Source organism: Alcanivorax nanhaiticus (assembly GCF_000756665.1).
Taxonomy (GTDB): domain Bacteria; phylum Pseudomonadota; class Gammaproteobacteria; order Pseudomonadales; family Alcanivoracaceae; genus Alcanivorax; species Alcanivorax nanhaiticus.
Map to the genome: position 1 here is coordinate 40,769 of NZ_ARXV01000015.1, position 12,531 is coordinate 53,299.

11 protein-coding genes are annotated in these 12,531 nt (G+C 57.1%); 8 read left to right on the plus strand and 3 right to left on the minus strand.

Features of this window, described 5'->3' with window-relative positions:
- The first annotated feature begins 56 nt into the window (after positions 1-56).
- Positions 57-911: a type II secretion system protein N gene (locus Y5S_RS15515; protein ID WP_035234304.1), complete on the plus strand. Its 855-nt coding sequence runs from the start codon at positions 57-59 to the stop codon at positions 909-911.
- 12 nt (positions 912-923) lie between these two features.
- A complete protein-coding gene (gene gspD, locus Y5S_RS15520; RefSeq protein ID WP_052041649.1) occupies positions 924-2,981 on the plus strand; it encodes a type II secretion system secretin GspD in 2,058 nt (685 codons plus the stop codon).
- A gap of 433 nt (positions 2,982-3,414) precedes the next feature.
- Here the strand turns inward: gspD and Y5S_RS15525 are convergent, their stop codons facing one another.
- Together Y5S_RS15525 and Y5S_RS15530 are read right to left on the minus strand one after the other, a co-directional pair.
- Positions 3,415-4,431, minus strand: a complete 1,017-nt coding sequence (locus tag Y5S_RS15525) for a tetratricopeptide repeat protein (RefSeq protein ID WP_035234306.1) — start codon at positions 4,429-4,431, stop codon at positions 3,415-3,417.
- Positions 4,415-5,908 (minus strand): adenylate/guanylate cyclase domain-containing protein, encoded by a 1,494-nt coding sequence (locus Y5S_RS15530; protein WP_035234308.1) that lies wholly within the window; start codon positions 5,906-5,908, stop codon positions 4,415-4,417. Before Y5S_RS15530 ends, Y5S_RS15525 begins: the two co-directional genes overlap by 17 nt.
- Before the next feature lie 173 nt (positions 5,909-6,081).
- On the opposite strand from Y5S_RS15530, the gene Y5S_RS15535 reads away from it, so the two are divergent.
- Positions 6,082-7,047: an alpha/beta fold hydrolase gene (locus Y5S_RS15535; protein ID WP_035234310.1), complete on the plus strand. Its 966-nt coding sequence runs from the start codon at positions 6,082-6,084 to the stop codon at positions 7,045-7,047.
- Positions 7,034-7,528, plus strand: a complete 495-nt coding sequence (locus Y5S_RS15540; protein ID WP_035234312.1) for a pyrophosphohydrolase domain-containing protein — start codon at positions 7,034-7,036, stop codon at positions 7,526-7,528. The genes Y5S_RS15535 and Y5S_RS15540 overlap by 14 nt, the downstream gene beginning before the upstream one ends.
- Before the next feature lie 365 nt (positions 7,529-7,893).
- Here Y5S_RS15540 and Y5S_RS15545 read toward each other — a convergent pair whose 3' ends face one another.
- The gene (locus Y5S_RS15545) at positions 7,894-9,900 is read right to left on the minus strand and encodes an SDR family oxidoreductase (RefSeq protein WP_035234313.1); all 2,007 of its coding nucleotides are present in this window, start codon (positions 9,898-9,900) and stop codon (positions 7,894-7,896) included.
- Positions 9,901-10,137: 237 nt separating this feature from the next.
- Here Y5S_RS15545 and Y5S_RS15550 point away from each other — a divergent pair, with 237 nt between their 5' ends.
- The 4 genes from Y5S_RS15550 (at position 10,138) to Y5S_RS15565 (ending at position 12,483) form a co-directional block, all read left to right on the plus strand.
- Positions 10,138-10,770, plus strand: coding sequence for a TetR family transcriptional regulator (locus Y5S_RS15550; protein ID WP_035234314.1), 633 nt, complete (start codon positions 10,138-10,140; stop codon positions 10,768-10,770).
- Positions 10,771-10,938: 168 nt separating this feature from the next.
- Positions 10,939-11,256, plus strand: coding sequence for a hypothetical protein (locus Y5S_RS15555; protein ID WP_035234315.1), 318 nt, complete (start codon positions 10,939-10,941; stop codon positions 11,254-11,256).
- Positions 11,257-11,365: 109 nt separating this feature from the next.
- On the plus strand, positions 11,366-12,043 hold the full coding sequence (locus Y5S_RS15560; RefSeq protein ID WP_035234316.1) for a nitroreductase: 678 nt from the start codon (positions 11,366-11,368) through the stop codon (positions 12,041-12,043).
- A 77-nt stretch (positions 12,044-12,120) separates the two neighbouring features.
- Positions 12,121-12,483 (plus strand): putative quinol monooxygenase, encoded by a 363-nt coding sequence (locus tag Y5S_RS15565; protein ID WP_035234400.1) that lies wholly within the window; start codon positions 12,121-12,123, stop codon positions 12,481-12,483.
- Positions 12,484-12,531 lie beyond the last annotated feature (48 nt).

Below are 12,531 nucleotides of genomic sequence, written 5' to 3' on the forward strand. Positions count from 1 at the left end.
CAGATCGGATTATTGAAATCTGTGCCCAGTACATAACGATAAGGAAGAGCGGGACAGTGAAGTCGCAGTTGTCAGAAATTGGTCAGTGGGGCAAACCGGTGCGTGGCGTGATCGCTGCGGTGCTGGTTGTTGCGCTGGCCTGGTTGCTGGCCGAGACAGTCTGGTTACTGATGTATGGGCCCAATCAGCCCATCCCCGAGTCAGATCGCACGCGCTTGCAGGTCTCTGGCGGCAACCAGAACCAAAGCCTGTCCCAGAATCAGGTCGATGGCTGGCAGCTGTTTGGTGAATATCAGGCAGTCGCGGTTGCCAAAGATGACACCCCCACTGATGCCCCGGAAACCCGTTTGCGACTGGAGTTGCTGGGGGTTTTCCAGAGTCCGGACCCGGAACAATCCAGCGCCATCATTGCGGAAAAAGGCAAAGAGGGTGAGCTGTACCATATCGGTGACAGCATTCCAGGCAATGCCAGCCTTGAAGAAGTCTATGCAGATCGGGTCATCCTGCGCCGTGCCGGTCGGCTGGAGGCGCTGCGCTGGTCAGAAACCGCCCTGGGGGGCGTCAGCGAAGTGGCGTCGTCAAATGTTTCTCGTCCTCCTCCTGAGCCGGTTGTGCAGGAAGGCGGGCCCGAAGATATTGCCCGCCAGCGGCAGACCATTATCAGCCAGCTTGGCCTTCGCCCGGTAGCCCAGGGCAGTGGTCAGGGCTACAAGCTGGGCAAGCGGGCGCCCAAGGCGCTGTTGGATCAGGTTGGGCTGCAAGCGGATGATGTGATTCTGTCCGTTAATGGCCATGGCCTGGGAACAGAAGAAGGGGATGTCGCTGCGTTGGAATCATACAAGCAGACCCAGCAGGCCAGTATTGTGGTCCTGCGTGGTGATCAGCAATTTACCGTGAATTATCCGCCCTAGATGGTGTTAACAATGTCCATTTTCAGAGCCTCCGTGCTTAAAACCCTGTTAGCGGCCTGTTTGACAGTGGCTGTGCTGGCCGCCCAGGCCCAGGTCAAGGCCAGCGATGACGGCAAGAGCTGGACGGTGAACATCCGCAATGCGGATATTCAGGCGTTTATCAGCCAGATTGCTGATATGACCGGCAAGAACTTTGTGGTGGATCCCAGGGTTCGGGCCCGGGATGTGACGGTGGTGTCCACCAAGGCGCTGTCCGCGAACGAGGTTTATGAGCTGTTTCTGTCTGTGTTGCAGGTGCATGGTTATGCTGCTGTGCCTGCTGGAGACATCATTAAAATTGTGCCCAATACCACCGCCAAACAAAGTAATTTGCCGTTGGTCGAGAAGGGATTGGGAAGCGGTGAAGAATTGGTGACCCGGGTGATTCCGGTAGAGAACTCACCCGTGGAAGAGTTGGTGCCGGTGCTGCGTCCTCTGGTGCCCCAGTACGGTCATCTGGCGGCGGTGGGTTCCGCCAATGCGCTGATTATCAGCGATCACCTGGACAATATTCGTCGCATGGAGGCCATCATTAACAGCCTCGATAATGCCGAGTCTGAAGATGTGCAGGTGATCAAGCTGGAGCATGCCTTCGCTGGCGATATGGTGAAGATGCTTGAGACTCTGACCCCCCAGACGGCTTCTCGCCGTAGCAAGGCCAAGGAAGGTGCGGTGACGGTGGTGGCGGACGAGCGCACCAACCGGTTGATCATCAAAGGGGACCGCATTACCCGCCAGCGCATGGCACAGATGGTGCGCAGTCTGGATACCCCGGACAGCGCCAGCAGTGGCGTTCAGGTGGTGCGCCTGACCCATGGCGATGCCAAGAGCCTTGCGGAGATTCTGAAGAATTTTGCCGACGGTGCCTCTGCGGCCAAGCCGGGAGGGGATGGCAAGGCAACCGCGTCATCTTCGGCCAACAGCAAGGTTTCTATCCAGGCGGACGAATCACTGAATGCCCTGGTTATCCGCGCTGAGCCGGGCATGATGAAAGAACTGCAGTCGATCATCAGTCAGCTGGATGTACGCCGTGCGCAGATTTTGATTGAAGCGGCGATTGTGGAAGTCACCGGAGAAAATGCCAAGGCACTGGGTTTTCAGTATGTAGCTGGCAGTGATGAGTCTGGTGTGGGCGCGGTGAACTTCAATAATGCAGGCCTGAGTGTGAACTCCATTTTGCAGGCGCTGGCGACGGATGATCCTTCCGGGCTGGCCCTGGGCGATGGTGTCGCCGTGGGGCTGGGCGAAACCGATTCCAATGGCGATTTGAAATGGGGGGCGCTGATGCAGGCGCTGGCGTCTTCCACGGATGTGAATCTGCTCTCGACGCCGAGCATTCTTACGCTGGATAACGAGGAAGCGTCCATTATCGTGGGTGAGAATGTGCCGTTTGTTACCGGGCAGAGCACCAGTACCGGTTCTGGCGTGTCTAACCCCTTTACGACCATCCAGCGTGAAGATGTGGGGCTGACGCTGAAAGTGACCCCTCATGTGGCGGGTTTTTCGACCATCCGGCTTGAACTCGAGCAGGAAAACTCCGCGGTGAAGGAGTCCTCCGGTGAGGCTGTGGATATCGTGACCACGACCCGTAAATTACAAAGCACGGTGCTGGCCGATGACGGCGAGACCATTGCGCTGGGGGGCTTGATCAAGGATGACATCCGCAAGGTGGTGCGCAAGGTGCCGTTGCTGGGAGACATCCCACTATTGGGCTTCCTGTTCCGTTCCACGACCAATTCCCGGCAGAAAAGTAACCTGATGGTGTTCTTGCGTCCGACGATTCTTGCGGACAATGACCGCCTGGTGCAGATGAGCCGTGAGAAGTACATGGGTATCACCGCGCTGCAATTCAAATTGAATGGTGATGGCGAGCTGGAGCAGGTGGTGAAGCATCCGCTGCCGACCCAGGTGGACAAAATCTTTGAGGGTCGTAACCCGGTGGATCAGGCGTTCCGCGATGCCTATTCAGAAGACCGAACCGCAGATGAAGGTGAGGAATCGCTGGGGGACGCTCCAGCGGCTGAAGAGTAACGGCAGTTGGACCAATAAAAAACGCGCCCCTGTGGCGCGTTTTTTTATGCAAGCTACCAATCAAAGAACCCCTGAAAAGTTCCCGGGTTCTATATTTCTACTGAGTCGCTGTGGGAGCCTGTCTGCAAGCGATCCCGGCGACAGCGAGCAAAACAGTTTCGAGTCGCGAGTAACGAGTTTCGAAAGGCGAAAATAGAACCTTGAGTCTGGTCGACGGTTTTGGATTTTCGAAACCCGCGACTCGAAACCCGTTTCTAAAATCTTTACCTGGCGATCGCTCGGATCGCTTGCAGGCAAGTTATTCGCTGCGTTTACCCTACGGGCCAGCCTGCGGCTGTTACCTCTGTTGCACTCCGGTTCCCATCGCAGGCTCTAGCGAATTTTTCCGGTGCAAAGGCGTCAGGCGTGCAGCGGATGCGTGAAGTGTCTCTTCTTATGACTGTTGCAGGCTCTTCAGGTTGGAGAGTACCCGGCGGCTGCGTTCCAGCTTCTTGTTGAGCTCTTCATCGTTGGGGTAGAGCGGCGCCAGTTGTTTCCAGATTCGGTAGGCTTCCTTGTATTGCCCACGGGCGTACAGGGCTTCGCCAGTATTCATTTCTTCATTGAAACGACGGCGTGACCACTGTTCCAGACGGTCGCGATGCTTGCTCAGGACGGGGTTGCTCTTGTGCTGGTCAAGAAAACGTCTGGCGGCCAGCAGGGAGTCCATGGTGCCGTTGCGCTGGTAGCGCGCCATCAATTGTTCGGCTTCTGTCTGCAGTGCCTGGTTGCGCTTGGCGCGGGCTCGCTGGTCGGCATTGTTGAGCACCTGCTGGGCACGAGCCAGTTGCGGTGAAGGCGGCTGATCCGGGGCCAGTTGGTGAGCATAGCGGAGCAGGTCTCGCGCCTGCATCCACTTCTGTTGTTCGGCGAAGTACTCTCCCAGCCGATTGAGATCGGCAATCAGTTGCTCGCGTTCCTGATCCAGTTGCTGCTTTTCGGCTACAGCCCGGCTGTCGCGAAAGTTGGCCAAGGTGGTAGACAGTTGAGTGCTGTCCAGCATGGCCTGGGCCTGGGCGACTCGCCGCTCAGCCAGTAATTCGTTTAATTGTCGGCCTTCAAGGATGGCAAGCGATGCGGTCAGTTCATCAATCGCATAAGGGGAAACCACCTTGCTACGGTTGGATTGCAGCAGGGTGAAGGCATCAGCCCACTGTTGGCGACGGCCATAGGCTTCTGCTTCCTGCATCAGGTGCTGGCGGTATGTGTCGCTTGCCTGGAGTATGCCCGCATACTGTTCTTGTAGCAGCGGATACTGTTTATGTGATTCGGGGGTGCTGTCGATGACCTGAATGGCGCGGGCATAATCCTGTTGATCCAGGGCTTCAATAACCTCTTGCTCGGGATTACCAAGGTTTGCGCAGCCGCTGGTGATGGATACTGCCAGAAGAAGACTACTCGCCTTGCGCACGCTGTTGCTCCGTATTCAGTTTGGCCAGGAACTGGGCGATGCGTTGCTCCATCAGGGTTTCCGACAGGGCATGAACGCCGTCGATGCGGAAGGTGCTCACCGGTTCTGACTTGCCGCGGATGCGCATGGCTCCGTACTCGGTGGCGCGAACCCGGGAGCCGATATTGGGGTTACCGAGTAATGGCGCCGCCGCGATAATTTCATTGCCGGCAGCCATGTTGGACAGTCGGGATGCCAGGTTCACTGCATCGCCCACGACGGTGTATTGCATGCGGTCGCGGGAGCCAAGGTTGCCGGCCAGCATGGCGCCGGAATTGATGCCAATACGGAATTCCACGGTGGTCTGGCCCTGGGCACGGCGGTACTCGTTGAGACGCTCTACCAGACGCTGAATCATGACCGCGCAGCAAAGCCCATGGAAAAGATGCTCGTCGTCCTTTTCCGGTACACCAAAGACAATCATGGCGCAGTCACCCATGTATTTGTCGATGGTGCCACGATAAAAGCTGGTGGCAGTGGTGATGGCATCGAAGTAGACATTGAGCATGTCGCCAATGGCTTCCGGTTCCAGCGTTTCGGAAAGCCGGGTAAAACCAACGATGTCGGCAAACACCACGGTAGCTTGAACATCTCGGCCGCCCAGTTGTACCTGATCCAGATCGGCCATCATGTTGCGCGCTACCGACGGGCTGACAAACCGTTGCAGCACCTTTTCCACCTGATCCTTTTCCAGCATGCCGTGAGCCATGGTGTTGTAGGCTTCGATCAGGCCGCCTATCTCATCATTGCGCCGATCCTGGATGCGATAGTTCAAATCGCCTTTGCGCATGGCGCTGGTGGCGGCAAGCAAATCCTGGATGGGTTGCGCCAGACGGCGGCTGATCACGAAGGAGACGATAATGGCGATAATGCTCATGATCAGCGTGGCGGTGATCATGGTGTCCTGCACGGCTTGTCTGGCCGCCATGATGGGGCGGTCGGAGAGCGAGATGGCAGCATAGCCGGCAATGGTCTCATCCACCTGGATGGTGGAGTAATAGGTCGTGACCGGTTCGCTCTGCAGTTCCCAGCGTTTGATCTGTTCGTTCAGAGGGGTGGCGGCAAGAGGAAGAATGCCTGCCTTGTCGAGCTGATTGCCTTCACGATCAAACAACGCTGCGCCACGGACACTTTCACTACGGGTCAGGTTGTTCAGCTGTACCTTGAGCAGGAAGGAGTCGTCAGCCAGCATCGGCTCCCGTGCGGTATTGGCCAGCTGCTGGGCAATCGCCATGCCGAAAGTGTCGGCCTGGTCACGCATGCGACTCAACTGATTGTTGAGGAGTAGGGTGCCAAGCACGGTCATGCCGCAAAGAATCAACAAGGAAATAGACAGCCCCAACTTCCAGGCCACCGGGAAGTAATCTGGAACATAGGGGGCCAGCCACTCACCAAGGCGAGTGCGTGCGGGCTGCTGTGGTTCTGTCGGTTCAGTCACGGTCCGTCCCTGTCATTGCCGTAACGTGATTGGCGCAGGCTTGCCAGTCGCAAAGCATGCTGTCAAATTCATGATAAATCAGTCATGTTTCTTATGCTAACAATAGCATTTTCGTCGTGCAGGGTAAGTAGCCAGAGATTGGTTTTTACACCCGCTGCAACCAGGAAGTGAGTATGGCGTTTATACGAGAACGCAGGGTGGCGGCCAATGGGCTTGATATGTTCGTTGCCGAGGCCGGTGAGGCTGGACAGCCGTTAGTACTGTGTCTGCATGGTTTCCCCGAATGTTGGGCTTCCTGGCGGTATCAGTTGCCGATGCTGGCACAGTCCGGTTATTACGCGGTAGCCCCGGATCTGCGAGGTTTCGGGCAGACGGGAGGGCCGCATGATGTGGCGGAATATCGCATGTCTGTGCTGGTGGAGGATGTGCGCGAACTGATCCAGTCGTTGGGCTATGAGCAGGCGATTCTGGTGGGGCACGACTGGGGATGTGGCCTGGCCTGGCAGGTGGCTCGGCGATACCCTGAAACTGTCAGCGCCGTGGTCGGCATGTCTGTTCCCTATGGTGGCCCGGCCCCGGAGGCGCCGACCCAGGCCATGAAACGCCTGTTCGGGGATCATTTCTTCTACATGTTGTACTTCCAGCAATCGGCGCTGCCTGAACAGGAGCTGGAACGGGATGTGCGTGATTCGTTGCGCAAGATTTTCCATTCCCTTTCCGCCGATGGGGTCGCGGAGTATCGCGCAGGCAAAGACGACAAGGGCATTCTGGATGCCATGCGGGTGCCGGAGCAGCCTCCTCGCTGGATGCGGGAGGAGGATCTGGACTATTACACCCAGCGCTACCAGGACAGCGGATTTGGCCGGCCGATCAACTGGTATCGGGCGATGGATCTTTCCTGGCAGGAAAGCCGTGATGATGAGAACTGGCAGTTGACCATGCCGGTGTTGTTCATTGGCGGGCTGCAGGATCCGGTGTTGATGTTTAATCAGAAAGCCTTGCAGCGCATGCCTGACTATGTGCCTGACCTGAGAACGGTATTGCAGGATCAGTGTGGCCACTGGATACAGATGGAGCAGGCGGCGGAAGTGAACCGGGAAATTCTGGCGTTTCTGGAGGAAATCAATGGCCAAGGTTGAGGCGACCAATTTTCATCGGGTCGGTGAGTTTCATCGTTCCTTTTCCCTTCCGGTTGAGCCGCTGCCGGTGGTGCCGGATGATCGCACCGTTCGGTTACGTCTGGCGCTGTTGCTGGAAGAGTTTCATGAGCTGGCGGAGGCCACCTGCCAATCGCCGGATGCGGATCAACAAGCCTTTCTGGAAACCCTGAGCCGCGCCCGTGAGCAGTTGGAGGGGCTGAGGAATTTTGATGTGGATCTGGTCGAGGTTGCGGATGCCCTTACCGACATCAATTACGTTACCTACGGTGCCGGCCATACCTTCGGGATTGATCTGAATGCCACCTGCGAGGAAGTCCATCGCAGCAACATGAGCAAGCTGGGTGCAGACGGCAAGCCAGTCAAGGATGAGCGTGGCAAGGTGCTCAAGGGGCCTGCCTATTCACCGCCTTCACTGGAAAAGGTGCTGGCGGCGCAGGGCAGCAAGAGCAGTGGCGAGTGACGAGTTTCGAGTTGCGAAAGGCAAAACCGTTGTAGCGTTCACGGCCCGTGTTTTGATCTTCGAAACTCGAAACTCGAAACTCGAAACTCGAAACTCGAAACTCGAAACTCGAAACTCGTTCCAGCACCAATAATTTCATCCCCGCCGTTGGCAGGACAGTAAGTCTCTCGACGGTGAACTGACAAAAAACTGATTTGCATCAAGGCGGCGGGGTGGGGGCTGAACGACTATAGCGGCGGGACATGGTCCCGCTGCGTATGCTTCCGGTTGTCTCCGGAACATTTAAGGCCCCGCTTGCGGGGCCTTTTCTTTTTGAGCCGTAGTAGGCACACATCACGCACCTCGCGCGTGATGCATGCGGCGTCTTACCAGTGAATCCCCTTGAACAGTCGGGAGAAGGCCGCCTGTTCGCGGCTGATTTTCTTCGGCGTGTTTTCCTTGCCGCCCAGCGCTGCGGCGGAATCGGAGAACAGCTTGTAACCCGTGTTCATAATAGTCTCGGTGACCTTGGGGGTGAGGAAGTGCATCACCTGGCCCATGATGCCCAGGTTGGTGGCGATGCGCTTGGGCTGTCGCACGATGGCGTCACAGATCATGTCGGCCGCCTGGGTGGGGCTGATGGTCGGCACATGGTTGTAGATTTTGGTGGGCGCGATCATCGGGGTGCGCACCAGTGGCATGTTGATGGTGGTAAAGCGGATACCCTCATGGGCCAGTTCGCTGGCCGCACAGCGGGTGAACGCATCCAGGGCCGCTTTGGAGGCGACATAGGCCGAGAAGCGCGGCGCATTGGTCAGCACACCGATGCTGGAAATGTTGATCACATGGCCGCCGCCGCGCTCGATCATGCCGGGCATGAGCTGCATGATCAGGCGCAGAGCGCCAAAGTAATTGAGCTGCATGGTGCGCTCGTAATCATGGAAACGCTCAAAAGAATGCACCACAGAACGGCGGATGGAGCGGCCGGCATTGTTGACTAGCACATCCACATGGCCGTGGTCAGCAATCACTTGCTGCACCAGTTGATCGACGCTGTTCAGATCCGATACGTCACAGCTATAGGCCTGGGCTGTGCCGCCCAGTTGATCGATTTCGTGCAGGGTTTCATCCAGCTTTTCAGCGGTACGGGCAATAACCAGTACGGTAGCGCCGGCTCGGGCCAGCTTGAGCGCGGTAGCTTTACCGATGCCGGAGGTGGCCCCGGTCACCATGACGACTTTGCCTTCCACCCGTTCGGGAAGTGTGGGCAGGGGCTGCAGTTCATCTTTGCGCTCGCCGCGATCCGGGTCCAGATGGTTTTCCCAGAAGTCCCACAGCTGCTGAATGTAGCTCTGCAGCTCGGGGGCGTCGATATTGCTGTCTGCCAGTGCAGCTTTGGCTTTGCGGTTGTCATACTCGGTGGGAAAGGTCAGGAACTGCATGGCGGAGGGAGGAATGTCCAGGTTCTCCAGCGCCGCATTGAGCACCATCTTGGGGGTCATGGCGCTAACGCCTTTCTTGACGATACCGGGAACGGCGTCAAACAGGCTGTTGTCCAGCTTGACCGGCCAGCGCGGAGCCTGAGCGGCCCCGGCAATCACATCCATCATCTCGCCGAGACTATAGGAGCGGTCGGCAGTGAGATGGAAACATTCGCCGTTGCCGTCTTCCTGGTGGGCAATGTGATCCAGAGCATCCGCGACGAAGTCCACGGGGACAATATTGAACTTGCCACCTTCCACGCCGATAAGGGGCATCCAGTTGGGCAGAACATCCTTGAGCTTCTGGATGAACTTGAACAGATAGTAGGGGCCGTCGACCTTGTCCATTTCGCCGGTTTCTGAATGGCCAACCACCATGGAAGGTCGGTAAATACGCCAGGGCAGGGTGCTTTCCTGACGTACCAGGGCCTCGGATTCATGCTTGGTGAGCAGGTAAGGGTCGTTTAGCCCGGTGGCTTCCTCGAACATGTCTTCGCTGAATACGCCATCGTAGAGGCCGGCGGCGGCAATGGATGAGACATGATGGAAACAGCTTGCCTGAAGTTTTTCGGCCAACTTCAGGGTTTGCCGGGTACCTTCGATATTGGTGTAGCGCTGGGTGTTTTCGTCGGCGGTCAGGTCGTAGATGGCGGCCAGATGGAAGAAATGATCGACCTGGCCGGTCAGGTCGTCCTGATCGCGTTTGCTGACCCCGAGCAGCTTTTCATTGATGTCGCCGTGGATGGCGACCAGTTGATCGGCGTCTACCCCCAGGCGACGACGCAGTGCGTCCAGCTTGTATTCAGAACCGGAGCGAACCAGCGCAAAGACGCGAGCATCCTCGCGCTTAAGCAGGCGAGCAACCAGAAAACGGCCAATGAATCCGGTGGCACCGGTAACGAAGTAATTCATGATTAACCCCTTGTAGCTTCCCTGCTGTCGGCAAGCCCGACAGTCATGTGTTGTAGCGCTCTCTGATAATGCGCCGCCAATGCTGCGGGTGACAAATTATCCCGCCTTACATTTGTAAGGTGAATTCTGTTTTAACTAACAAGTGTTTGTCAAAGATTATTTTGTAACCGCCGTGTAGTTGTAATCTGAACCGTTTTCATGGGATTATTAAAGCTTACAGTTGTTAGTGGAACGGTCATGGCAGAGACAGTGCGGCAGCGTCAGAAGCGGCAAACCCGTGAAAGAATCCTGGAGGCAGCGCGAACGCTGATGGCAGGGGGGCGTGGGCTGGATAGCCTGGGGCTGCGGGAAGTCGCGCGTGAATGCGGTCTGGCTGCAACGTCGATTTATAATCACTTTCCGGATATGGAAGCGCTGGGGTTGGCATTAATCGATTCCTGCTGTTTTCGTTTGCGATCTGCCATGGAGTACGAGCGCCGCAGCATGATCGAAATTGGCCCGGCTCAGGCGGTAGACGAGCTGGTGGCTCGTTTTGTGCGCTATCTGGGCGAGAGCGGTAACGATTTTCGGTTACTGGTGCAGCAGCGGTTGGGGAATCATGATCGCTATCGGCTGCGAATCCAGAGGGAGTTGCAGTTGCTGGTGGACGAGCTGGCGGAGGATGTCCGCCAGGCGGTGTCTGCCCGTGGCGGTGAGGCGGTGCCTGCCGAGCAGGAGGCGGAGGCGGTCATTGCGATCATGTTCGGGGTGGGGATCTCTATGCTCGACAGTAGCGCTGCGGCCTGCAGGGTGTTGGCTGATCATGCCCGCCTTCAGCTACAGATGCTGGTATTGGGTGGGAGGGCAATGGCATCAGGAAAACGGCTGTAACCTCACGGTTTGTGATGTGTTTCATGGGTTTTGTCTTCTGATTGCACTATAACGGTGCGATCTTGAGCCGACCCTTACTGCGCTTCTGGATGGTGTCTTTCGGTGCCGTTGAGGTCTGGCTGAAACCTGGTATTTCCCATGGATGGGTGAGCCTTACAGGAGTTGGCAATGAGTTTCGATTCGAGAGACCCCTACGATGCTGCCGCGTTGTATGACATGTGGCTCAACTGTAGCCGTTGCCCGACCACTTTTGATTTTGAACCGGGCGGTAATATCGATCTGGATTACTATCATCGGATTGGTCAGCAGGCCCGTCGGGATCGTTGGGCCGTTTTGCCTGCTCGCAGCCAGGGCAGCGAATTGATCTTTACGGTCCTGTGCCCCGATTGTGCCCTGCGCTTTGGTGTGCAGGGTTTTGAGGGGCGCCTGGATGGTGCCGAGCCCGTGATCGACCAGATCTGCGAGGCGATGCTCAAGGTTTCTTGACCGTCTTTGTTTGTTGTCCTCGCGCTGAGCGTTCCTGTCATCGCCTCCTTTCTCCCGGCTCGCTAGACTGCACTCGCCCGTCTTTATTGAAACGCAGTCAGGAGCTTCCATGAACGCCGATTCGATTACCCTTGCCGATGCGCTCAAGCAGCGCCGTTCTGTGCGTGGTTTTATGGACAAGCCTGTTCCCCAGTCGGTCCTGGAAGAGGTGTTTTCACTGGCCCAGCACGCACCGTCCAACTGCAATATCCAGCCCTGGCAGGTGTGGGTGGCCAGCGGTCAATCCAGAGACACCTTGCGCGAGCGGATGGTGGACAAGGTTAGTCGTGGGGTGCCGTTTGAGCCGGACTATGACAGTCTTCCCCGCTTTGAGGGAGTGTACCGGGAGCGTCAGGTGGAGTGCGCCATGGCGCTTTACGGCAGCATGGGGATCGCACGTGAGGACCGGGATGGCCGGCGCCGTGCGGAGCTGCGCAATTTCCAGTTGTTTGATGCTCCCCATGTCGCTTTTATTGGCATGGACAAGGCCTTTGGTGTAACGGTGGCGCTGGATGTGGGTATGTACATCCAGTCACTGTTGTTGACCATGAGCGCTTACGGGCTGGGAGCTTGTGCCCAGGGTAGCATGCGCTATTACCCGCAAGATGTGCGCGAGATTCTGGGCATTCCAGATAGCTCGGCCATCGTGTTGGGTATCAGTTTTGGTTATGAAGACCCGGATGTGGCTGCCAACAAGACCCGCGTTGGCCGTGCCCCTCTGCAGGATTCTGTTCGCTTCTGCGGCTGAGCAAGGACGTGGGGCCGCCAGCGAGCGCATGAAAAATGTGCTATCATGTTCGTTTTCCTCAAGCGGTTACCCTTTCCATGATCATTGTCAAAGGCTCATTCCCTATCAAGGCAGACCAACAGCCGGTTGCACTGGATCTGGTGCAGTCTCTGGCCAGTGCCTCACGCAAGGAGCCAGGCTGTCTGTCCTATGAGGTGTATGTGCAGGCAGACGAGCCGCGAGTGATCATGGTATGGCAGCAGTGGAGCAGCCTGGATGCGCTGGAGCTCCACTTTGGTTCGGATCATGTGGATGCGTTTCTGGATGCAATACCTGACTTGATTGATGGCGATGTGCAGTCTGCCCGTTATGATGTGACCAGCGTGGACGGCGAGCCGGTTATCGAGGAAGCCAAGGAAATCGCCCCGGTGGTATTGGCGGGTAATATTACGGTTCATTGATCCTTGGTGGTTTCTGCCGCCATCCCCCTGACGGCCATCCCCCTGACG